We start from the raw sequence: 21,260 nt of genomic DNA, 5'->3' as shown, positions 1-21,260 counted from the left end.
GCGCACTCATATTGCCCGGATGCAATTTTGGCCCCGCTCCGCTAGCATTAGCGGTCTTCCGCATCCCAGTCGCGACGGTTTTCAATGAGTTATCAGGTTCTTGCACGTAAATGGCGTCCGCGCTCGTTCCGCGAAATGGTCGGCCAGACCCATGTGCTCAAGGCCTTGATCAACGCCCTGGACAGCCAACGCCTGCACCACGCCTATCTGTTCACCGGCACGCGGGGCGTCGGCAAGACCACCATCGCGCGGATCATCGCCAAGTGCCTGAACTGCGAAACCGGCATCACGTCTTCGCCCTGTGGCGAATGTTCGGTCTGCCGGGAGATCGACGAGGGCCGTTTCGTCGACCTGATCGAGATCGATGCCGCGAGCCGCACCAAGGTCGAAGACACCCGCGAACTGCTCGACAACGTGCAGTACGCCCCGAGCCGCGGACGCTTCAAGGTCTACCTGATCGACGAAGTGCACATGCTCTCCAGCCACTCGTTCAACGCCTTGCTCAAGACGCTGGAAGAGCCGCCGCCCTACGTCAAATTCATCCTCGCGACCACTGACCCGCAGAAACTGCCCGCGACCATCCTGTCGCGTTGCCTGCAGTTCTCGCTGAAAAACATGACGCCCGAGCGCGTGGTCGAGCACCTGACCCACGTGCTGGGCGCTGAAAACATTCCGTTCGAAGACGACGCGCTGTGGCTGCTGGGCCGCGCCGCCGACGGTTCGATGCGCGACGCCATGAGCCTCACGGATCAGGCCATCGCGTTCGGTGAAGGCAAGGTGCTGGCCACTGACGTGCGGGCGATGCTCGGCACGCTGGATCACGGCCAGGTCTATGACGTCCTCACGGCGCTGATCGACGGCGATGCGCGCTCGTTGCTCGAAGCCGTGCGCCATCTCGCCGAACAGGGGCCTGACTGGAACGGCGTGCTCTCGGAAATTCTCAACGTGCTACACCGCGTGGCCATCGCCCAGGCACTGCCTGAAGGCGTGGACAACGGTCATGGCGACCGCGATCGGGTGTTGGCACTGGCGCAGGCGCTGCCCGCCGAAGACGTGCAGTTCTATTACCAGATGGGCTTGATCGGCCGTCGCGACCTGCCTTTGGCGCCGGACCCCCGTGGCGGCTTCGAAATGGTGCTGCTGCGCATGCTGGCGTTCCGCCCGGCCGACAGCGACAGCGCGCCGAGACAGCCGCTAAAGTCAGTGGGGATCAACCCGGCCACGGTTGATTCCCAGACAGCGGTGGCCGGTGCAGCCCCTGTTGCATCGGTTCCGGCTTACATCCCGGCGCCCGTTGCGCAAGCCCCTGTCGCGATCCCGCCTCCCGTGGAAACACCGGCCTCGGTCGCAGCCGCTGTCCAGCCGCCCGCTCCGGCGGAAGAAGTTGATCTGCCGTGGAACGAGCCCAAGGCTGCGCAGCCGATCAACACTCCCGCGCCGGAACCCGAGCCGGTCGCAGCGCCCGTTGTCGAAGCCATTCCCGAGCCTGTGCTCGACACCGTCGCCGAACAGCCCGACCTTACGCCGATGCCGACGCCCGCCCCGGCGAGCCCGGTCCCGGATGCACCGGAGATGGAATCCGAAGCGCAGCTGCAAGCCGCTGCCGAGACCGTCACCCCGGCCATGCTCGAACACGTGCCCGATGCTGTGCCGTATGTTCCCGCGCCCATGGAGCGCGACGACGAGCCGCCACCGGACGACGATTATTACGAACCGGACGTGGACATCGATCCTGCGTCGTTCGCCTATCTCGATGATTTAGCTCACGACGCAGTCGAGGCCGTGGAGAAAGAGCCCGAACTGCTGCTGGCCGCCAAGCCTGCCACAGGCCTGGCCGCAGACTGGCTCGAACTGTTCCCGAAACTGCCGATTTCCGGCATGACCGGCAGCATCGCCGCCAACTGCACGCTCATTTCAGTGGACGGCGACAGCTGGCTGTTGCACCTGGACCCGGCCCACAGTGCGCTGTTCAACCCGACGCAACAGCGCCGTTTGAACGATGCGCTGAACCAATACCACGAACGCACCCTCAATCTGACCATCGAGCTGATCAAGCCCGAACAGGAAACCCCGGCCCAGGCGGCGGCGCGTTGGCGTGCCGACCGTCAGCGCCAGGCGGAGGCGTCGATTCAAAGCGATCCGTTCATCCAGCAGATGATGCAGCAGTTTGGCGCGATCATCCGGGACGATACGATTGCCCCCGTGGATGCACCGGCGGCCCCTTAATGACCGCGAGGCGCTAAGCTTTAACAGCGCCGCGCAACGACCCATCGACTTTCGAGGAGAACAACCATGATGAAAGGTGGCATGGCAGGCCTGATGAAGCAGGCCCAGCAAATGCAGGAAAAAATGGCCAAGATGCAGGAAGAACTGGCCAATGCCGAAGTGACCGGCCAATCCGGTGGCGGTTTGGTCAGTGTGGTGATGACCGGTCGCCATGACGTCAAACGCGTGAGCCTGGATGACAGCCTGATGCAGGAAGACAAAGACGTTCTCGAAGATCTGATCGCCGCGGCACTCAATGACGCCGTGCGCAAGATCGAAGCCGCGAGCCAGGAAAAAACCGCCAGCATGACCGCCGGTATGCAACTGCCGCCGGGCATGAAGCTGCCGTTCTGATCGAGCGGTCGTTGCGTCACCCGAATGCCAGGCCTCGTGCCTGGCATTTTTGTGCGTGGGGTCACCGATTCCTCGGCGTGTGCACGACCTGGAGCAGCGAATTCCTTCGCGAATAATGGTTCGGCCACTGCAGGTGTGCTGGATGTACCGGCGTCTCGTCGGAATGCCGCCCAGCGTGAATTCGTGTCGACAGGATTCTGCGGCGACTCGCAGTATTGCGTGTGCCATATTGAGCGCTCACATTCAACCGAACGCCGCCCGACAGCTACGGTCTGCTTTTTATAGCCATTCAAGGAGCCGCTCCCGATGTCGCAAGAACTGATCCTCAACCAGCGTATCGTCCTCGCTTCACGCCCCGAAGGCTCGCCGACCCCGGAAAACTTCCGACTCGAACGCGAGGCGTTGCCCGACCTGCAAGACGGTCAGGTTCAACTGCGCACGCTGTACCTGTCCCTCGACCCTTACATGCGCGGTCGCATGAGCGATGCGCCGTCCTACGCGCCACCGGTGGAAATCGACGGGGTGATGGAAGGCGGCGCGGTCAGCGTGGTCGAGCAATCGCGCAACCCTTCATTCAACGAGGGTGATCTGGTGGTGGGGCAGACTGGCTGGCAGACCCACAGCATCTCCGACGGCAAAAACCTCATGGCCATGCCCAAAGACCTGCCCAGCCCGTCGATGGCGGTCGGGGTGCTCGGCATGCCGGGCATCACCGGCTACATGGGGTTGATGCACATCGGCCAACCCAAGGCCGGTGAAACCCTGGTGGTGGCTGCGGCGTCCGGCGCGGTGGGTTCGGTGGTGGGCCAGGTCGCCAAGCTCCACGGCCTGCGCGTCGTGGGCATTGCCGGGGGCATCGACAAGTGCCGTTATGTAATGGACGAGCTGGGCTTCGACGCCTGTATCGATCACAAGAGCCCGCACTTCGCCGAACAGCTCAGCGAGGCTTGCCCCAGCGGCATCGACATTTATTTCGAGCTGGTCGGCGGCAAGATTTTCGAAGCGGTCATCCCACTACTCAATCAGCACGCCCGCATTCCGCTGTGCGGCGTCATTGCGCAATACAACGCCCAACGTTTGCCGGAAGGCCCGAATTACTTGCCGTTGCTGATGCGAACCCTGCTGACCAAACGCGCGCGGATTCAGGGCTTCATCGTGTACGAAGAGTATTACCACCGCCTGGACGAATTCATGCGCGACATGGTGCCGTTGGTGAAGGACGGCAAGGTCAAGTTCCGTGAGGACGTGGTCGAAGGCCTGGAACATGCGCCGGATGCCTTCATCGGCATGCTGGAGGGCAAGAACTTCGGCAAGCTGGTGGTGAAGGTGTCCTAAGCGCCATTTGACGCTTGTCAGAGGCGCGGGTATAAACCGCGTCTCGTGTTTTTGTGAGACTTTTCTTCAATGAGCTTCAGCCCCCTGATTCGCCAGTTGATCGACTCCCTGCGCATCCTGCCCGGCGTCGGTCAGAAAACCGCCCAGCGCATGGCGTTGCAGCTGCTGGAGCGTGATCGCAGCGGTGGCTCGCGTCTGGCTCAGGCATTGAGTCAGGCCATGGAAGGTGTCGGTCACTGCAAGCAATGCCGCACGCTTACCGAAGACGAACTTTGCCCGCAATGCTCGGACAACCGTCGCGACGACACGCTGCTGTGCGTAGTGGAAGGACCGATGGACGTGTATGCGGTGGAGCAGACCGGTTATCGCGGTCGCTACTTCGTGCTGAAGGGGCACCTGTCGCCGCTGGACGGGCTAGGGCCTGAAGCCATTGGCATCCCGCAACTGATGACGCGGATCGAAGAGCAGGGCACCTTCGCGGAAGTGATCCTCGCCACCAACCCCACCGTGGAAGGCGAGGCGACGGCCCATTACATCGCGCAACTGCTGACCGACAAAGGCCTCATCACCTCCCGCATCGCCCACGGCGTGCCGTTGGGCGGCGAGCTGGAGTTGGTGGACGGCGGGACCCTGGCGCATTCGTTTGCAGGGCGTAAACCCATAAAGCTTTGAGCTTCAAGCGGCAAGTGGCGAGCTGATCCGGTTGTCCGGTCCTTCTCGATCAGCTTGCAGCTTGCGGCTCGAAACTTGCAGCTTAAGACTTGCAGCTCGAAACTCGCAGCTCAGAAGCGTGTGAGGCAGAACGTCGGGATTTCCATGTCTTCCAGCCGCTGAGACCCGCCCAGTTCCGGGAGGTCGATGATGGCGGCGGCTTCGTGGACCTTGGCGCCCATGCGGCGGATCAGGTTGGCCGCGGCGACCAGCGTGCCGCCGGTGGCGATCAGGTCATCGAACATCACCACCGAGTCGCCGTCGCACAGGCTGTCGGCGTGGACTTCCAGAAACGCCTCGCCGTACTCGGTCTGATACCCCTCGGCCAGCACGTCCGCAGGCAGCTTGCCTTGTTTGCGAAACAGCACCAGCGGCTTGTTCAGTTCGTACGCGATGATCGAGCCGATGAGAAAACCCCGCGCATCCATCGCGCCGACGTGGGTGAATTCCGATTCAATGTAACGCTGGACGAAGCTGTCGATCACCAGGCGCAAGGCCTTGGGCGACTGAAACAACGGGGTGATGTCACGGAAGATGACGCCGGGCTTGGGGAAGTCCACGACCGGGCGGATGAGGGATTTGAAGCTGAGTTCGTCGAAAATCATCGAAAGGTCCTGGGCAGGAAGACGCGCACAAAGAGCGTAGTCTAAGCCTGCCCGACCCTGACGGCCATCAGCTTTCCAGCGAACCTCCGGCCAAGGCGCACAGCTGGATCGGGTCCAGAATGTGAATTTCCTTGCCCTCGGCAGAGATCAGTTGGTTCTGCTGGAAGCGCGTGAACACCCGCGAAACGGTCTCTACGGCCAGCCCGAGGTAGTTGCCGATTTCGTTGCGCGACATGCTGAGGCGGAACTGATTGGGCGAGAACCCTCTGGCGCGGAAACGGGCGGAGAGGTTCACCAGAAAGGTGGCAATGCGCTCGTCGGCGGTCTTTTTCGACAGCAACAGCATCATTTGATGATCATCACGAATCTCGCGGCTCATGACCCGCATCAACTGACGTCGCAATTGCGGCAATTGCACGGACAATTCGTCCAGACGCTCGAACGGGATCTCGCAGACCGACGTGGTTTCCATCGCTTGGGCCGAGACCGGGTAGGCCTCCGCGTCCATGCCCGACAGCCCGACCAACTCGCTGGGCAGATGAAAGCCGGTGAGCTGTTCTTCGCCGCTGTCGCTGAGGCTGAAGGTTTTCAGCGCGCCGGAACGCACGGCGTACACCGAATCGAACCCGTCACCCTGACGGAACAGAAACTCGCCTTTCTTCAGTGGACGGCCACGTTTGACGATGTCGTCGAGTGCGTCCATGTCTTCCATGTTCAATGAAAGCGGGAGGCACAGCGGGGCCAGGCTGCAATCCTTGCAGTGAGCCTGGGTATGAGCGCGCATTTTGACTGGCTCAGACATTGGGAAATTCCTTGTGAGAAGACACTTATCAGTCATAAGGGTAGCCCAGGGCTCAACCTTGCGACCAGCACGCGCCCTCCGTGGCGTGAAAATGATTCCTGCCGGCTTTGCGGAAATTTCCTAGATCACTCTGGAAAAACGCTGACGGTTTTGTAAGTCGAGGTAGGCGTCGAACACCATGCACACCGAACGCACCAAGAGACGTCCGGCGGGTGTGATCCGGATGCCGTTGGCGTCCAGATGAATCAGGCCGTCTTTGGCCATGGCCAGCAGTTTTGGCCAAACGTCGTTGAAATAACCGCGAAAATCGATGCCGAAGCGTTTTTCAATCGCGGCAAAGTCCAGCGTGAAATGGCAGATCAATTGCGCGATGACGGCGCGGCGAATGTGATCGTCCTCATTGCACAGCAGCCCACGTTTGGTCGCGAGTTGATCGCTGGCGAGGGCCATTTGGTATTCGGCCAGATCACTGCTGTTTTGCGCATAAAGATCGCCAATCTGACTGATGGCCGACACGCCGAGGCCGATCAGGTCGCAATGTCCGTGGGTGGTGTAGCCCTGAAAATTGCGTTGCAATGTGCCTTCTTCCTGCGCGATCGCCAGGTCGTCGTCGGGGAGGGCGAAATGATCCATGCCGATGTAGCGATAACCGGCGCGGGTCAACTGTTCGATGGTGCGTTGCAGCATCTGCAATTTGTGTTCGGCACTGGGCAGTTGGGCCGTGTCGATGCGCCGCTGCGGCATGAAACGCTCCGGCAGATGGGCGTAATTGAACACCGACAGGCGGTCAGGTTGCAGGGCAATGACCTCGTCCATGGTGCGGGCGAAACCGTCCGGGGTCTGTAACGGCAGGCCGTAGATCAGGTCGATGTTCACCGAGCGGAATTGCAGGGTGCGGGCCGCTTCGACGATGGCGCGGGTTTCATCGAGGCTTTGCAGGCGGTTGATGGCGCGTTGCACGAGCGGGTCGAGGTCCTGAACGCCGAGGCTGACACGGTTGAAACCCAGCTCACGGAGCAGGCCCATGGTCGACCAGTCGGCTTCGCGGGGGTCGATCTCGATGCCGTAATCGCCGGAATGTTCATCCAGCAGGGTGAAGTGTTTGCGCAGGTGCGCCATCAGCTGACGCAGCTCGACGTGGCTGAGGAAGGTCGGGGTGCCACCGCCGAAGTGCAGTTGCTCCACCACCTGACGCTCGTCGACATGGCAGGCGATCATCTGGATTTCCTGCTCCAGACGCTGCAAATACGCCTGCGCCCGGCCTCGGTCCTTGGTGATGACCTTGTTGCAGGCGCAGTAGTAGCAAATGTTGGCGCAGAACGGGATGTGCACGTACAGCGACAACGGGCGCATCGCCTTGCGGCTGTCGCGCAACGCATGCAGCAGATCGAACGCGCCAACCTGATTATGAAACTGCACGGCCGTGGGGTAGGACGTGTAACGCGGTCCTGTCAGATCGTGGCGGTGGATGAGGTCTGAGTCCCAACGAAGGTCGTCGAGCATGCGGGTAGTCCCGAGGAGGCTGGCGTTAAAGGCAGTTTAAGGACTGTAGGACGGGGGTTTATTGATCTGGGTCAATGGCGGGTCAACCGGATACAGCTGGAGAAACAGGCGCTTTCTATGGGAGCGAATCCATTCTGGGCGGCATTCCGACGAAAAAGGGTTCTGGCGATGGAGACAGGGTGATTGTACGGGCCATTCGCGAATGAATTCGCTCCCACAGAAGAGACCGCATTTTTCCAGATGTTTACCCGGCCGGTCGTGGCCAGGCGGGTGATAATCAATGCCCCATCAACCAATGCTGATGCGGCCCCGGCAGGGTCCACAGTCCGAACAGCATCACCAGCAATCCGCCCGCGATCCGGATGCCGCGTTTACGCAGCAGTGTCGTCGTGCGTTCGGCCGCCAGTCCCGTTGCCAGCAACACCGGCCAGGTGCCCAGCCCGAAGGCCAGCATCAACAACGCGCTGTACACGGCATTGCCCTGACTGGCCGACCACAGCAACGTGCTGTAGACCAGGCCGCAGGGCAACCAGCCCCATAGCGCGCCGAGCAGCAGGGCCCTCGGCAGGCTCGACACGGGCAGCATCCGACTCGCCAGCGGCTGAATGTAACGCCACAGCCAGCGCCCCAGTCCTTCGATGCGCGTCAGGCCACTCCACCAGCCCGCCAGGTACAACCCCATGCAGATCAGCAACAGTGCCGCGATCACCCGCAACACCATGGCCCCCGGGCTGTTGGCCACGGCCCAGCCTGCCAGCCCGATCAGCAGACCGGCGCAGGCGTAGCTGAAAATGCGTCCGAGGTTGTAGGCCAGCAGCAGGCGGAAACGTCGGCTGCGCTGCTCTTTGGGGATGGCCAACGTCAACGCCCCCATCAGCCCGCCGCACATGCCCAGGCAGTGACCGCCGCCGAGCAAGCCGAGGATCAGGGCGGAAAGGAGTTGGGGAAGGAGGTCAGGCATGGGCGGCATTTGGTGTTTTTAGGCTGAGCGCACAGACGCTATCGCGAGCAAGCTCACTCCTACAGAGTTGTGCGACATCCTGTAGGAGTGAGCTTGCTCGCGATAGCGACGTTGAATGCACCTCAAGCTCTGAACTGTTCACCCGATCTTCTTCTCACTCGGGACCGCTTTACCCGACGCCTCATCCACCCCGGCCTTGTGACTCGGGTCCTGATCGTCAAACAGAATGCTGTGCGCCGGGCCGTCCAGGTCGTCGTACTGGCCGCTGTCCACGGCCCAGAAAAACACGTAGATCGCCACCGCCACGATCAGCAGGGCCACCGGAATCATGATGTAGAGCGCGGGCATCGGGCCTCCGGAATTCGCTATACAGGCAACGGGCGTTGACGGCCCGTCAGGGAGGGCGCGGCATCGCTGGCCTTCATCCGCGTCAGACGCAGCGCGTTCAGCACGACAATCAACGAACTGACTGACATGCCCGCCGCTGCCCACAACGGGGTGATCCAGCCCAGCGCCGCGAAGGGCAGCATGACGCCATTGTACACAGCGGCCCAGATCAGGTTTTCAAGGATGATGCGCCGGGTGCGCCGTGCGAGATCGAACGCCTGGACCAACGCCTGCAAACGGTTGGACAGCAGCACCGCGTCGGCGCTGGTTTTCGCCAGGTCGGTGGCCGAACCCATTGCCACGCTGATGTCCGCCGCCGCCAGCACCGGCACGTCGTTGACCCCGTCGCCGAGCATCAACACGGTCCGCCCTTCGGCCCTGAGTTGTTGAAGCAGGCGCAGTTTGTCATCCGGGCGCAGGCTGCCATGGGCCTCGTCGATGTTCAGTTGAGCGGCGACGCGCGCGACCATCGGTGAGCTGTCACCCGAGAGCAGCAGCGTTTTCCATCCGCGCTGTTTGCACGCGTTGATCAATGACGCCGCGTCATCGCGCAGACGGTCGTCGAGCACCAGCCACGCCAACGCCTGCTGCTCATCGCCCAGCAGCAGCCACTGGCCGGGTTCATCGGGCATCCTGGGCACTGCGTTACCGCTCAGCTCGCAGACGAAGCCCAGCTCGCCGATTCGCAAGCGGCGACCTTCCACCCTGCCTTCCAAACCCAACCCAGGCGTATTGATCACCTGTTCGGCGTTCATCGGTGCCATGCCAAACGCACGGGCAATGGGGTGTTCGGAATGGCGCTCCAACGCCGCCGCCAGGCACAGACAATCGTCGCTGCTCAACGACCCCAATGGATGAATCGCTCGCAAGGTCAGGCGTCCTTCGGTGAGGGTGCCGGTTTTGTCGAAGATCACGGTGTCGATACGATTCAGCCCTTCGAGCACATGGCCTCGGGTCAGCAGCAGGCCCAGGCTGTGCAGTGTGCCGGTGGCGGTGGTCAGCGCGGTAGGCGTTGCCAGCGACAGCGCGCAAGGGCAGGTCGCGACCAACATCGCCAGCACGATCCAGAACGCCCGTTGCGGGTCCAGTTGCCACCACAGCAGACCGATGCCTGCGGCGAGCACCAGCGAAATCACCAAGAACCACTGTGCGGCGCGGTCGGCGATCTGCGCCGTTCGGGGCTTTTCCGATTGCGCGCGGTCCAGCAGGCGAACGATGGCCGACAGCCGCGTGTCATGGCCCAGCGCGAGGACTTCAACGGTCAGCGGGCTCTCGACGTTCAGCGTCCCTGCGGTGACAGCATCGCCTGTCTGTCGCGACTGAGGCAGGTATTCCCCGGTGAGCACGGATTCATCGATGCTCGATTGCCCGTCCACGATGCGCCCGTCCGCTGGCAGCACGGCGCCAGGGTGCACCCGCACTCGATCATGCAGGCGCAATTCGCTGAGCAAAATACGCTCGCTCTGGCCATCCTCATCGAGACGCAGGCAGGAGGCGGGCAGCAGATTGACCAGTTGTGCGGTCGCGGCGGCCGTTCGTTCCCGGGCGCGGCGTTCCAGATAGCGTCCGGCGAGCAGGAACAGCGCGAACATCCCGACCGCGTCGAAGTACAGCTCGCCGACCCCGGTGATCGCCGTCCAGATCCCGGCGATGTAGGCCATGCCAATCGCCAGCGACACCGAGACGTCCATGGTCAGATGACGGGTGCGCACGTCGCGCAAAGCCCCTTTGAAGAACGGCACGCAGCTGTAAAAGACGATGGGCGTCGTCAGAAACATCGCCACCCAACGAAGGATGGTGTGCATCTCGGGGCTGAGGTCGATGTTGAATTCCGGCCAGGTCGCCATGGTCGCCATCATCGCCTGAAACCACAGCAGGCCCGCGACGCCCAGTTGGCGCAGACTGCGACGATTCTCCTGCGCAAGCCGCTCGGTGATCTGATCCGCCTGATAAGGGTGCGCGACGTAACCGATGCTGCGCACTTCGTTCATGACCTGACTCAACGGCAACTGACGGTCGTTCCAGCGCAGGTGCAGGCGGTGGTTGGACAGGTTCAGGCGCGCCTCGACCATGGCGGGCAGGGCGCGCAAATGACGCTCGATCAACCAGCCGCACGCGGCACAACTGATGCCTTCGATCAGCAGCGTGGTCTCGGCGACGTCTTCGGCGTGATGCACGAACGGCGCCTGCACGTCGGGACGGTCGTAGAGCGCCTGCTCGTCCGCCAATTGCGTGGGCAACGTCTGAGGGTTGGTCGAGGCTTCGCTGCGATGGCTGTAGTAGCTTTCCAGCCCGCCCTCGACGATGGCCTGCGCCACGGCCTGGCAACCAGGGCAACAGAACGCCCGGGTTTCACCAAGCACGACCGCATTGAAACGGCCACCACGAGGGACGGGCAGGGCGCAGTGGTAGCAGGGGATGGGCGCGTTCACGTCATCACTTCTTCGGCGCTTCGGCACCTTGAATCGGCTCGTCGCCCAAAATCAGGTCCTTGTCGCGGGTGATGGCTTCTTCTTCGAACAGGCGCCAGGTCTGGCTGTTTTCCACCCCTAGCAGCTCAACGAAACGCCGCCCTTCCACCCGGTCGCTGAGCTGTCCGACGTAGCGCCCCGGCTCGGCCGCGACCCGTGCCAGCACGATTTTGCGGTCTTTTTCCGGTTGGGTCGGGGAGATCAGATTGAGCACCAACGTTTCCGGCTGGCTGTTGCCGGTCAGGCGCAGGCTCGTTTCGCCAGTCACGTCATCGAGACTCACGGTGGCGCGCAGCTTCAGGTTTTGCGCGAACAGTTCGCGGTCCAGCGAGCGGTTGATGCCTTTGCCCGCTTCGTAATAATTGTCGCTGACGAGGTTGTCCGGATGGGTCACGGCAATCGTCATCATCGAGAGTGTGAGGGTGACCGAGCACGCCAGAATGCCGATGAGAATCCATGGCCACAGGTGTTTGTACCAAGGGCTTGAAGCGGTTGCTGCGGTCATGTCTGACGTCTCTCAACGAACGTGGGGGCCGATGAACCGGCTCTTGGCCTGAACTTCGGTGCCGCTGTTTTCAATGTCTTTCAGGATGAACGTGATGTCGTTGGTGCTCGACGGCAGGCGTTCGGGCGCCACCGACAGCTCCACGGGCTGGGTGTAGATGTCTCCCGCTGGCACTTTGATCTCGCGACGGCCTTGCAGCTTGAGGTCCGGCAGACCCGTGGCGTCCAGCACGTACGTGTGATCGACCTGATCCTTGTTCATCACTTTGAGGCTGTAGACGTTCTCGATCCGGCCTTCGGCGTTCTCGCGGTACAGCACGCGGTCCTTGCTGACGTCGAAGCCCACCAGCGAGCGCATGAAAAACGCGCCGGTCAGCACGCCGATCATCACCAGCAGCACGACTGCGTAACCGATCAGGCGCGGCCGCAGTTTATGCGTCACTTGGCCGGAGAGGTTGTGTTCGGTGGTGTAGCTGATGAGGCCGCGAGGGTAGCTCATCTTGTCCATGATCGTGTCGCAGGCGTCGATGCACGCCGCGCAGCCGATGCACTCGATTTGCAAACCGTCGCGGATGTCGATGCCGGTGGGGCAGACCTGAACGCACATCGTGCAGTCGATGCAATCGCCCAGTCCCTGCGCCTTGTAGTCCACGTCCTTTTTACGCGGGCCACGTTTCTCGCCGCGACGTGGGTCGTAGGAGACGATCAGGGTGTCCTTGTCGAACATCACGCTTTGGAAACGCGCGTAGGGGCACATGTAGATGCACACCTGTTCCCGCAGCCAACCCGCGTTGCCGTAGGTGGCGAGGGTGAAAAAGCCGACCCAGAAATACGACCAGCCGTCGGCCTGCCCGGTGAAAAACTCAACGGCCAGTTCGCGAATAGGGGTGAAGTAGCCGACGAAGGTCAGGCCGGTGACCAGGCCGATCAACAACCACAGACCGTGTTTGGCGAACTTGCGGCCGAACTTGCCCGCGCTCATGGGGGCCTTGTCCAGCTTCATACGCTGGTTGCGGTCGCCCTCGGTGACCTTTTCGCACCACATGAAAATCCAGGTCCAGACACTTTGCGGGCAGGTGTAGCCGCACCAGACGCGTCCGGCGAACACTGTAATAAAGAAAAGCCCAAAGGCGCTGACGATCAGAATGCCGGAGAGCAGGATGAAGTCCTGCGGCCAGAAGGTCGCGCCGAAGATGTAGAACTTGCGCTCTGGCAGGTTCCACCACACCGCCTGATGACCGCTCCAGTTGAGCCAGACCGTGCCGAAATACAACAGAAACAGCACAACGCCCCCGCCGATGCGCAGGTTGCGAAACACACCGGTGAACGCCCGGGTGTAGATCTTCTCCCGAGAGGCATAAAGGTCAACGTCGTCGCTTTTCGAAGGCGGTGTGACGTTGTGGACCGGAATCTGATTGCTCATTGGCATGTGCTCATCAAAGCGTCCCACGGCTGGGAAATTGCCTCGGCCAGTGCGTGCCGGTCGGGGTCGTTGGTGGTGTTCAAGCGGTGCCTCTTTTCCCTGTGATTTTAGTCGACGGGGCGACCTGCACGGTCTGTTTTGCCCGAAGGTGGTGGGCGCATGCGTTGATGGTTTCAGGTCAGTCTTCTGTCCCGTAGGGAGCAAGTGTTTCATTCAGCTGACTGACCCACGGATTGATCACCTTCACGCCGCTGCCTGAAAAATCAGCGGTGTTTCGGGTTACCACTGTCATACCGTGAACCAACGCCGTGGCAGCGATCATGGCATCGTATTCACTGCGCGGATCTGGAACGTGCAACCGGGCGCATTTCAGGGCCACTGCGGCGTCAACGGGCAAGATTCGTCCCGAAAATGCAGGCAGTACGTGATGATCAAGCCAGGTCCTCAGCATTGCCGATTGCGTTGAATCATGTCGTTCCAGTCTTAGAATGCCTGTCTCCAGTTCAAGCACGGTAATTGAAGAGAGATAGAGGCTTGCGGCGGGCGTTCGGTCCGCCCACCTGCGCACGCTCGGCGCCGCCTTGTGATTTTTCCTGAGTTCGGACACCACGTTGGTGTCGAGCAGATACATCAGGAAAGGTCCACGTCTCGGGGCGTGATAACGGCACGTTTCGGATGGAAATCGATGTCTTCGATGCCGGGCATTGCGAGCAAATCGACGATGCTGACCGATCCGCCAGTAAGCTTTTGATAATCCTCAATCGTCAGCAGTACGTGCGCTGGCCGACCGCGATCGGTGATGAAAACCGGCCCTTCTCTAGTCGCCTTTTTTGCGCCACTGGTGTCTTGATTGAATTCGCGGCTGGAAATCGTAGTGATCATGGGGGGGACCTGCTTTATATTTGATGTAGTTACGTTGCTACGCTACGTGATTTCGCATCCTAAGCCACTTATGTGCCTCACTCAATCTTCAATATGTAACCAAGAAGGACCCCGCCAGCCCACAGTGCGGGCCTATCTTTCCCATTCCTCACTCCCGCGGATCCGCCGCCTTCTCCCCATGAGAAAGGCTATACACATACGCCGCCAGCAAATGCACCTTGTCGTTCCCTTGCAGCAATTCCTGCGCAGGCATCTGCCCCTGACGCCCGTACCGAATCGTCTGTTGCAACTGCGCGAAGCTCGATCCGTAGATGAATGCGCCAGGGTGAGTCAGGTTGGGGGCGCCCATGGCGGCGGTGCCTTTGCCTTCGGGGCCGTGGCAGGCGACGCAGTTGGCGGCGAAGATTTTCTGCCCGGCGACCGGGTCGGCCTTGGCGTCTTCGGGCAGCTTGCGGCCGTCCAGTCGGGTCAGCACGAACGCGGAGACATCCCGCACGCCCTGGTCGCCGACGACTTCACCCCATGCTGGCATCACAGCGTGGCGACCGCCCATGATGGTGGTCTTGATGGTCTGCGGATCGCCGCCCCAGCGCCAGTCGGCGTCGGTGAGGTTGGGGAAGCCGTAGGCGCCTTTCGCGTCGGAGCCGTGACAGACCGAGCAATTGGAGGCAAACAGGCGACCGCCCATTTTCAGCGCTTGCGGGTCTTTGGCGACGTCTTCGATGGGCATCGCGGCGAACTTGGCAAAGATCGGCCCGAAACGCGCGTCCGAACGGGCCATTTCCTTCTCCCATTCGTGTACACCGGTCCAGCCGGTCTTGCCGTCCGAGAAGGCGACTTTCTTGTCGTTGTCGGCGTAGTCGTAGCCCGGCAGCAGGCCGGTCCAGTTGCCAAGGCCGGGGTACAACGCCAGATAGCCCAGCGCAAAGATGATGGTGCCGACAAAGAGCATGAACCACCACTTGGGCAGCGGGTTGTCGTACTCCTCAATGCCGTCGAACGAGTGGCCGACGGTCTCGTCGGTGGTGTCGGCGCGCTGGCCCTTGCGGGTCGCCAGCAGCAGCCAGGTCAGGCAAAAAATCGTGCCCAGCGTCAGGACCGTGACGTAGAGGCTCCAAAACGTAGTCATTCTGTGTGGCTCCTGGAGGCTTTCGCTTTTTCCAGTTGCGCGATGGCCTCGGGGTCATCGGCAAAGGGCAGCAGGGTCGCGTCGTCGAATTCGGCCTTGCGGCGGGGGCTGAACACCCACAGCGCGAGACCGATGAAGGCCACCATCACCACGACGGTGCCCAGACCTCGAATCATTCCGATATCCATGGCGATCACCGTTTACTCTTGATGACAGTACCGAGGCCTTGCAGGTAGGCCACCAGCGCGTCCATTTCGGTTTTGCCTTTCACCGCGTCGGCGGCACCGGCGATGTCCGCGTCGGTGTACGGCACGCCGAGGCTGCGCAGGACCTCCAGCTTGCGACCGGTCAACTTGCCGTCGAGCCTGTTTTCCACGAGAAAGGGGTAGGCCGGCATGATCGACTCCGGCACCACGTTGCGCGGGTTGTATAAATGCGCGCGGTGCCAGTCATCGGAGTAGCGGCCGCCGACGCGGGCCAAGTCCGGCCCGGTGCGTTTCGAGCCCCACAGGAACGGGTGATCCCAGACGCTTTCGCCTGCCACGGAGTAATGGCCGTAGCGTTCGGTTTCTGCGCGGAACGGCCGGATCATCTGCGAGTGACAGCCGACACAGCCGTTGGCGATGAACACGTCCCGACCTTCGACTTCCAGCGCCGGGCGCGGCTTCATGCCTTCGACCGGCTGGTTGGTGACGTCCTGGAAAAACAGCGGCACGATCTGCGTCAGACCGCCCACCGCCACCGCGATGACCATGAAAATCGCCAGCAGACCGATGTTCTTTTCGAGTGCTTCGTGCTTGATCATCAGTGCGCTCCCACGACAGCGATCTGGGTGGCGGCGTCAGCTTCTTCGGCGTTCGAGGCACGCACGGTGCGGAACACGTTATAGGCCATGAGCAGCATGCCACTGGCGAAGAACGCCCCGCCCAGCGCGCGCACGATGTAACCCGGATGGCTGGCTTGCAGCGCTTCGACGAAGGAGTAGGTGAGCGTGCCGTCATCGTTGATTGCCCGCCACATCAGCCCTTGGGTGATGCCATTGACCCACATCGAGGCGATGTACAGCACGGTGCCGATGGTCGCGAGCCAGAAGTGGGTGTTGATCAATCCGATGCTGTGCATCTGCGGACGGCCGTAAAGGCGCGGGATCATGTGGTAGACCGCGCCGATGGAAATCATCGCCACCCAGCCCAGCGCCCCGGCGTGCACGTGGCCGATGGTCCAGTCTGTGTAGTGCGAGAGGGAGTTGACGGTCTTGATCGCCATCATCGGCCCTTCGAAGGTCGACATGCCGTAAAACGCCAGCGACACCACGAGGAAGCGCAAAATCGGGTCAGTGCGCAATTTATGCCAGGCGCCGGAGAGGGTCATCATGCCGTTGATCATGCCGCCCCAGCTCGGGGCCAGCAGAATGATCGACATCACCATGCCCAGTGATTGTGCCCAGTCGGGCAGGGCGGTGTAGTGCAAATGGTGCGGGCCCGCCCATATATAGAGGGTGATCAGCGCCCAGAAGTGGACGATGGACAGGCGATAGGAATAGATCGGGCGTTCGGCCTGTTTCGGCACGAAGTAATACATCATCCCCAGGAAGCCCGTGGTCAGGAAAAAGCCTACGGCGTTGTGCCCGTACCACCACTGAATCATCGCGTCGGTGGCGCCCGAGTAGGCCGAATACGACTTGAACAGGCTCACCGGCAGCGACATGTGGTTGACGATGTGCAGCATCGCCGTCACCACAATGAAGGCGCCATAGAACCAGTTGCCGACGTAAATGTGCTTGGTCTTGCGCTTGACGATAGTGCCGAAGAACACCAGCGCATACGTGATCCAGACAATGGCCAACAGGATCGCGATGGGCCATTCCAGCTCGGCGTATTCCTTGGTGGTGGTGTAACCCATCGGCAGCGTGACGATGGCGCCGATGATCACGGCCTGCCAGCCCCAGAAGTGAAAGGCCGCCATGCCGTCGGAAATCAGCCGCGTCTGACAGGTTCGCTGGACGACATAGTAGGACGTGCCGAACAGCGCGCAGCCACCGAAGGCGAAGATCACGAGGTTGGTGTGCAACGGGCGCAGGCGTCCGAACGTGGTCCATTCGAGACCGAAGTTCAGGTCAGGCCACACGAGTTGTGAGGCGATGAAGACACCGAGCCCCATGCCAAGGATGCCCCAGACCACCGTCATGATGGCGAACTGGCGGACTACCTTATAGTTATAAGCAGTCGGAGTGATTGCAGTGCTCATTCTAAGGTTCCACGGTTTGGGTTTTGTTATGTGTGGTAACGACCGCAACGTCGATTTAAGCGTAGACCCTTTGCCGCAACGAAGCGGAATCCGGGGCCTGCGGGACGATTGTCGGGTTGCTCCAACAGAGGCCTCTGCGAACGTGCGCAGAAGCGATCTGCCCAAGTGGGCCGAAGAAGGCGGGGAACAGGCGGGTGAGGCAGCGCGCGTGAATGGGAGAAAAATTGGATACAACCCTGCGGGTGACGGACAGGGCTGCGCTGTCTGTCTGCAAGAGGGCTGAGCGGTCGTGCACAATCCTTACGCCAAACCTGTGGCCAGCTGTCGCCGGACCACTGTGGCGCCTAGCTTAGACGGGTTTGATCGGCGATGGAAGCCTCAAGACAGGGGGATGCGACACTTCGACGCGTCGAAATGACAGGATGCTGCGCCCCGTTGCGAGGCGCAGCGATCACCGGATTCGAAGGTCGCTGAAACGCTTCACTCCCTGCGTTCCTTGCGCGTGGGAGGTGCGTTTCTACTTCGAAGTTGTATACAAAAGCCGCTGACATTTGCACTTGTTGCTGCCAAAAAAATGTTTGGCCCGAGCTGGCAGGCAAGGCCGGAGATCGTCACGGTTGATCGACCGGCACCGGACAAAAAGCTCACACGCCGATGAATCCGCCCGGTTGCGTATGGTTTGGGGCGCTCAAGGCAGCGGCGCTTTATGCCGAAGTGTTCTGAAAGGGTAAGTACCGCAAGCTGAACCGGGGCTGTCGCGGGTGGGTATCTTCATGAGGTGGGCGCGCCGGGGTCTCTCACAGGGATCTTCGATGGCCCACAGGTTTCGTGAACCCGCGTCTTCCCCTAACATCCAACCCCTTTCACCCGAACTGCATGGCGAGCCGAGACTTCATGAGCACATCACTTCCTCACGCCGACCCCTGCGCCCGGCTGGCAAAAGAACGCGGCTGGCTGTGGAACGCCCCGGCTTCCCTCGAAGGGAACGCGCCCGCAACGTTGATCCTGGCCCACGGCGCCGGTGCACCGATGGACAGTGCGTTCATGGACGACATCGCCACGCGGCTCGCCGCGTTGGGCGTCGGGGTGCTGCGATTTGAATTTCCCTACATGGCCCAGCGCCGGATCGACGGTGGCAAACGCCCGCCCAACCCGAAACCCAAGCTGTTGGACTGTTGGCGCGAGGTCTATACGGCGGTTCGTGCTTGCGTCAGTGGCACCTTGGTCATCGGCGGCAAATCCATGGGCGGTCGCATGGCTAGTTTGCTGGCCGATGAGCTGCAACCCGACGCGCTGATCTGCCTTGGCTACCCGTTCTACGCCGCAGGTAAACCGGATAAGCCGCGAGTCGAGCACCTGGCTGCACTCCAGACCCCGACCCTCATCGTTCAGGGTGAACGCGACGCCTTGGGCAATCGCGAAACCGTCGAGGGCTACACACTGTCCTCCGCAATCCACGTCCATTGGTTGCCCACCGCCAACCATGACCTCAAGCCATTGAAGGCGGCGGGCGTCAGTTATGAAGCCTGTCTGCAAGACACGGCGGAACAGATCGCCAGGCACTTGGCGCCTTGATCAGCAGATGGCTTTACCCGCACGGCACACCAGGTTGAACTCGCCCCGGGTCACGTTGAAATCGATGGCCGGGATCGAGAACTCAAACGTCCCGCGCAGCCGACCGGTTTCAACGTTGCATTCCAGAAGGGTCAGCGTGCCATCTTGAAAATCCCGCGAATGAAACACCAGCGCCTGTTGTTTGGGCGTCAGGTGGTAGACCGCCGACACCCGCTCGTTGCGCACCAGGTCGTAGGTGCCGGGTTGCAACGATTGATCGATGAAAAAACCGAACACCGTTCGCCGGTGCGCGACCTTTCCCGTCGCGTGAATCTTCCAGATTTGCCGGGTCTGGACGCCTTCCAGCTCAGAGCGCAGGCAGGCAATACCTTGCAGACGTGTCGTGATAAACGGCTTGCCGTTGACCACCGCGCTGAAGCGCGAATCCTTGTCAAAAGGGAGGACGTTCGAAGGTGGAAGATGTATTGAACCGTTCATGATCTCTCTTGGAATTGTAGTGTTGCGTTAAAACGCGAAAATCGAGGGCATCACCGGACCGCAGCGATGCCCACGGACAGGGGTGGTTCAGAGCATCAGCGAATCGCGACGCCGAGGCTGGAGTTGGTGTGCAGCAGCTTGAAGTCTTGCCCGGTCTGCATGTTTTTCACGTAGTACCATTTCGCGCCGAGGAAATTCACGGCCCAGGTCGAGGACCAGAAATTCTGGGTGCCCATCGGCCAGCGGCTGCCATAGGCGTTGTAGATTTCGATCAGCTCATTGATGTTCGGAATGCGCCCACCCTTGGCCGCGGCGGCCGCTTCCATCTGGGTCAGATTGCCCGAACCCACGCCTTCACAATGAATCACGCCCGTGACTGACACCGTATAGCTGCGGCTTTCACCCGCGGCGTCCGTGACCGTGATCGTCGCTGTGCCTTTGCCGCGCACGGAGGTCAAACCTTCTGCGGTGACATGGGCCACCTTCGGCTCGCTGGACGTGTAGCTATAAGGAGGGCGACCGCCGCTGGCGGCACGCTGCACCGTCGTCCCGGTAGGGAAGGGCGGCAGCAGATCGGGATGGCCAGGAATCAGGTAAATCTTGCCCGGCAACGCCACCGGCGACTCATCCAGAATCAGCCCCTCGCGCACGCTCAGCTCAAGCTTGTGCGACTCCGTTTCCGTGCCCTCGCGGTTCACCAGATAAGACACTGTCGCCGATTCCCCGTTACTCGCTTCGATGAACGACTTGGGAATCGTGAATTTCAAGTGCGTGCTGTCGCCAACGGTCTGTGATTCGCCTTCAAACGGGGTCTTGCCAACCCAGCGAACCTTCACGGCATCAGTGGCGAGCATGCCGCGATACGTCGCCCGGGCAATGGCTTCGTCGCCCGTGATCAGCGAAGGACGCAGCACGCCATCCGGCCCGACCGTGTCCAGCGTGGGCGCCGACAGATCCAGCGCCGTGCTGAGAATCTTCAGCGACACCTTCTCTGATTCCTGCACCCCACCGCTGCGACGCATGACGCTGTACGACACCACCACCGTTTGCCCGTCGTTCACCGTCACCAGCGCGCTGGAGATGATCACCGAAACGGCTTGCCCGGCTTCTTCAGCCGTGACCACGTGCTCCTTGAAATCACTGCCTTTCGGGCCCTCCCAGCGCACCGCAATCTTCTCGCCCTCGCGCAGATTGGCCGAGGTGTCGATGACCACCGTTGCGCCGTCGCTGGCGTTGGCCGGATCAAGAATGTTGTTGGCGGCCTCCTTGATGGTCGGGGCCGGGAGCGGGGTGGTGACCGACAGTTGCAGGCTGATCGACAACGCTTCCGACTTCATCGACACATTGCCGGCCAGGTCCGTCACGGTGTAATACACCTCGGAACTCGCCCCATCCGCCTGCTCCAGCAGATCACGGGTGAAATTCACCGTCACACTGTTCAAGCCCATGTCATTGCCATCGACCGTGACCAACGGACCTTCCAACTCACCCCAATACGTGCGCACCACATCACCGAGCGCCATGCCGTTGTAACTGGCGATGCGGCCGGGGAGGATGTTGTCCAGCGCCTCAAGCTCGTCCGAGGTCAGCGTGTCCTGGATGGTGGATGGGAAGAGGATGGGGGCAAGG

General features: G+C 61.4%; 21 protein-coding genes. 5 read left to right on the top strand and 16 right to left on the bottom strand.

What is annotated here, in order from left to right; all coding sequences use genetic code 11:
• Positions 1-84 precede the first annotated feature (84 nt).
• From dnaX to recR, 4 genes are all read left to right on the top strand, one after another.
• Positions 85-2,226, top strand: a complete 2,142-nt coding sequence (dnaX, locus tag GVN17_RS24495; RefSeq protein WP_166597860.1) for a DNA polymerase III subunit gamma/tau — start codon at positions 85-87, stop codon at positions 2,224-2,226.
• Positions 2,227-2,292: 66 nt separating this feature from the next.
• Positions 2,293-2,619, top strand: coding sequence for a YbaB/EbfC family nucleoid-associated protein (locus GVN17_RS24490; protein ID WP_166597859.1), 327 nt, complete (start codon positions 2,293-2,295; stop codon positions 2,617-2,619).
• 306 nt (positions 2,620-2,925) lie between these two features.
• The gene (locus GVN17_RS24485) at positions 2,926-3,954 is read left to right on the top strand and encodes an NADP-dependent oxidoreductase (protein WP_166597858.1); all 1,029 of its coding nucleotides are present in this window, start codon (positions 2,926-2,928) and stop codon (positions 3,952-3,954) included.
• 69 nt (positions 3,955-4,023) lie between these two features.
• Positions 4,024-4,626, top strand: coding sequence for a recombination mediator RecR (gene recR / locus GVN17_RS24480; protein ID WP_166597857.1), 603 nt, complete (start codon positions 4,024-4,026; stop codon positions 4,624-4,626).
• A 110-nt stretch (positions 4,627-4,736) separates the two neighbouring features.
• On the opposite strand, the gene GVN17_RS24475 is transcribed toward recR, so the two are convergent.
• From GVN17_RS24475 to ccoN, 14 genes are all read right to left on the bottom strand, one after another.
• Positions 4,737-5,270: an adenine phosphoribosyltransferase gene (locus GVN17_RS24475; RefSeq protein ID WP_166597856.1), complete on the bottom strand. Its 534-nt coding sequence runs from the start codon at positions 5,268-5,270 to the stop codon at positions 4,737-4,739.
• A 67-nt stretch (positions 5,271-5,337) separates the two neighbouring features.
• Positions 5,338-6,072, bottom strand: coding sequence for a fumarate/nitrate reduction transcriptional regulator Fnr (gene fnr / locus GVN17_RS24470; RefSeq protein ID WP_166597855.1), 735 nt, complete (start codon positions 6,070-6,072; stop codon positions 5,338-5,340).
• A 120-nt stretch (positions 6,073-6,192) separates the two neighbouring features.
• Entirely contained in the window at positions 6,193-7,575 is a 1,383-nt protein-coding gene (gene hemN / locus GVN17_RS24465) for an oxygen-independent coproporphyrinogen III oxidase (protein ID WP_166597854.1), read from the bottom strand.
• 277 nt (positions 7,576-7,852) lie between these two features.
• Entirely contained in the window at positions 7,853-8,536 is a 684-nt protein-coding gene (locus tag GVN17_RS24460) for a sulfite exporter TauE/SafE family protein (RefSeq protein ID WP_166597853.1), read from the bottom strand.
• A 138-nt stretch (positions 8,537-8,674) separates the two neighbouring features.
• Entirely contained in the window at positions 8,675-8,884 is a 210-nt protein-coding gene (ccoS, locus tag GVN17_RS24455; RefSeq protein WP_166597852.1) for a cbb3-type cytochrome oxidase assembly protein CcoS, read from the bottom strand.
• Between the two features lie 17 nt (positions 8,885-8,901).
• On the bottom strand, positions 8,902-11,355 hold the full coding sequence (locus GVN17_RS24450) for a heavy metal translocating P-type ATPase (protein WP_166597851.1): 2,454 nt from the start codon (positions 11,353-11,355) through the stop codon (positions 8,902-8,904).
• 4 nt (positions 11,356-11,359) lie between these two features.
• Positions 11,360-11,899: a FixH family protein gene (locus GVN17_RS24445; protein WP_166597850.1), complete on the bottom strand. Its 540-nt coding sequence runs from the start codon at positions 11,897-11,899 to the stop codon at positions 11,360-11,362.
• 12 nt (positions 11,900-11,911) lie between these two features.
• Complete coding sequence (ccoG, locus tag GVN17_RS24440; protein ID WP_166597849.1) at positions 11,912-13,321, bottom strand: cytochrome c oxidase accessory protein CcoG; 1,410 nt, start codon at positions 13,319-13,321, stop codon at positions 11,912-11,914.
• A 178-nt stretch (positions 13,322-13,499) separates the two neighbouring features.
• Positions 13,500-13,952, bottom strand: coding sequence for a type II toxin-antitoxin system VapC family toxin (locus GVN17_RS24435; RefSeq protein ID WP_166597848.1), 453 nt, complete (start codon positions 13,950-13,952; stop codon positions 13,500-13,502).
• Positions 13,952-14,203 carry a type II toxin-antitoxin system Phd/YefM family antitoxin gene (locus tag GVN17_RS24430; RefSeq protein ID WP_166597847.1) on the bottom strand — a complete coding sequence of 84 codons (252 nt, stop codon included), beginning with the start codon at positions 14,201-14,203 and terminating at the stop codon, positions 13,952-13,954. The genes GVN17_RS24435 and GVN17_RS24430 overlap by 1 nt, the downstream gene beginning before the upstream one ends.
• Before the next feature lie 148 nt (positions 14,204-14,351).
• On the bottom strand, positions 14,352-15,332 hold the full coding sequence (ccoP, locus tag GVN17_RS24425) for a cytochrome-c oxidase, cbb3-type subunit III (RefSeq protein WP_166597846.1): 981 nt from the start codon (positions 15,330-15,332) through the stop codon (positions 14,352-14,354).
• Positions 15,329-15,520, bottom strand: coding sequence for a cbb3-type cytochrome c oxidase subunit 3 (locus GVN17_RS24420; protein ID WP_166597845.1), 192 nt, complete (start codon positions 15,518-15,520; stop codon positions 15,329-15,331). The genes ccoP and GVN17_RS24420 overlap by 4 nt, the downstream gene beginning before the upstream one ends.
• Before the next feature lie 5 nt (positions 15,521-15,525).
• Positions 15,526-16,137, bottom strand: coding sequence for a cytochrome-c oxidase, cbb3-type subunit II (gene ccoO / locus GVN17_RS24415; RefSeq protein WP_166597844.1), 612 nt, complete (start codon positions 16,135-16,137; stop codon positions 15,526-15,528).
• On the bottom strand, positions 16,137-17,579 hold the full coding sequence (ccoN, locus tag GVN17_RS24410) for a cytochrome-c oxidase, cbb3-type subunit I (protein WP_166597843.1): 1,443 nt from the start codon (positions 17,577-17,579) through the stop codon (positions 16,137-16,139). The genes ccoO and ccoN overlap by 1 nt, the downstream gene beginning before the upstream one ends.
• 894 nt (positions 17,580-18,473) lie before the next feature.
• Here ccoN and GVN17_RS24405 point away from each other — a divergent pair.
• On the top strand, positions 18,474-19,154 hold the full coding sequence (locus GVN17_RS24405; RefSeq protein WP_166597842.1) for an alpha/beta family hydrolase: 681 nt from the start codon (positions 18,474-18,476) through the stop codon (positions 19,152-19,154).
• Here GVN17_RS24405 and GVN17_RS24400 read toward each other — a convergent pair whose 3' ends face one another.
• A complete protein-coding gene (locus GVN17_RS24400) occupies positions 19,155-19,631 on the bottom strand; it encodes a hypothetical protein (protein ID WP_166597841.1) in 477 nt (158 codons plus the stop codon).
• A gap of 95 nt (positions 19,632-19,726) precedes the next feature.
• Positions 19,727-21,260: hypothetical protein (locus tag GVN17_RS24395; protein WP_166597840.1), on the bottom strand; the 1,534-nt coding region annotated here is incomplete at its 5' end.

The organism is Pseudomonas sp. SLFW (genome assembly GCF_009905615.1).
GTDB classification, from domain to species: Bacteria; Pseudomonadota; Gammaproteobacteria; order Pseudomonadales; family Pseudomonadaceae; genus Aquipseudomonas; species Aquipseudomonas bambusae.
This window is presented reverse-complemented; position numbering and strand designations above follow the sequence as displayed.

Coding starts and splice junctions, on each gene's coding strand:
- dnaX (WP_166597860.1), top strand. CDS start 85: ATGAGTTATCAGGTTCTTGCACGTAAATGGCGTCCGCGCTCGTTCCGC.
- GVN17_RS24490 (WP_166597859.1), top strand. CDS start 2,293: ATGATGAAAGGTGGCATGGCAGGCCTGATGAAGCAGGCCCAGCAAATG.
- GVN17_RS24485 (WP_166597858.1), top strand. CDS start 2,926: ATGTCGCAAGAACTGATCCTCAACCAGCGTATCGTCCTCGCTTCACGC.
- recR (WP_166597857.1), top strand. CDS start 4,024: ATGAGCTTCAGCCCCCTGATTCGCCAGTTGATCGACTCCCTGCGCATC.
- GVN17_RS24475 (WP_166597856.1), bottom strand. CDS start 5,270: ATGATTTTCGACGAACTCAGCTTCAAATCCCTCATCCGCCCGGTCGTG.
- fnr (WP_166597855.1), bottom strand. CDS start 6,072: ATGTCTGAGCCAGTCAAAATGCGCGCTCATACCCAGGCTCACTGCAAG.
- hemN (WP_166597854.1), bottom strand. CDS start 7,575: ATGCTCGACGACCTTCGTTGGGACTCAGACCTCATCCACCGCCACGAT.
- GVN17_RS24460 (WP_166597853.1), bottom strand. CDS start 8,536: ATGCCTGACCTCCTTCCCCAACTCCTTTCCGCCCTGATCCTCGGCTTG.
- ccoS (WP_166597852.1), bottom strand. CDS start 8,884: ATGCCCGCGCTCTACATCATGATTCCGGTGGCCCTGCTGATCGTGGCG.
- GVN17_RS24445 (WP_166597850.1), bottom strand. CDS start 11,899: ATGACCGCAGCAACCGCTTCAAGCCCTTGGTACAAACACCTGTGGCCA.
- ccoG (WP_166597849.1), bottom strand. CDS start 13,321: ATGAGCAATCAGATTCCGGTCCACAACGTCACACCGCCTTCGAAAAGC.
- GVN17_RS24435 (WP_166597848.1), bottom strand. CDS start 13,952: ATGTATCTGCTCGACACCAACGTGGTGTCCGAACTCAGGAAAAATCAC.
- GVN17_RS24430 (WP_166597847.1), bottom strand. CDS start 14,203: ATGATCACTACGATTTCCAGCCGCGAATTCAATCAAGACACCAGTGGC.
- ccoP (WP_166597846.1), bottom strand. CDS start 15,332: ATGACTACGTTTTGGAGCCTCTACGTCACGGTCCTGACGCTGGGCACG.
- GVN17_RS24420 (WP_166597845.1), bottom strand. CDS start 15,520: ATGGATATCGGAATGATTCGAGGTCTGGGCACCGTCGTGGTGATGGTG.
- ccoO (WP_166597844.1), bottom strand. CDS start 16,137: ATGATCAAGCACGAAGCACTCGAAAAGAACATCGGTCTGCTGGCGATT.
- ccoN (WP_166597843.1), bottom strand. CDS start 17,579: ATGAGCACTGCAATCACTCCGACTGCTTATAACTATAAGGTAGTCCGC.
- GVN17_RS24405 (WP_166597842.1), top strand. CDS start 18,474: ATGAGCACATCACTTCCTCACGCCGACCCCTGCGCCCGGCTGGCAAAA.
- GVN17_RS24400 (WP_166597841.1), bottom strand. CDS start 19,631: ATGAACGGTTCAATACATCTTCCACCTTCGAACGTCCTCCCTTTTGAC.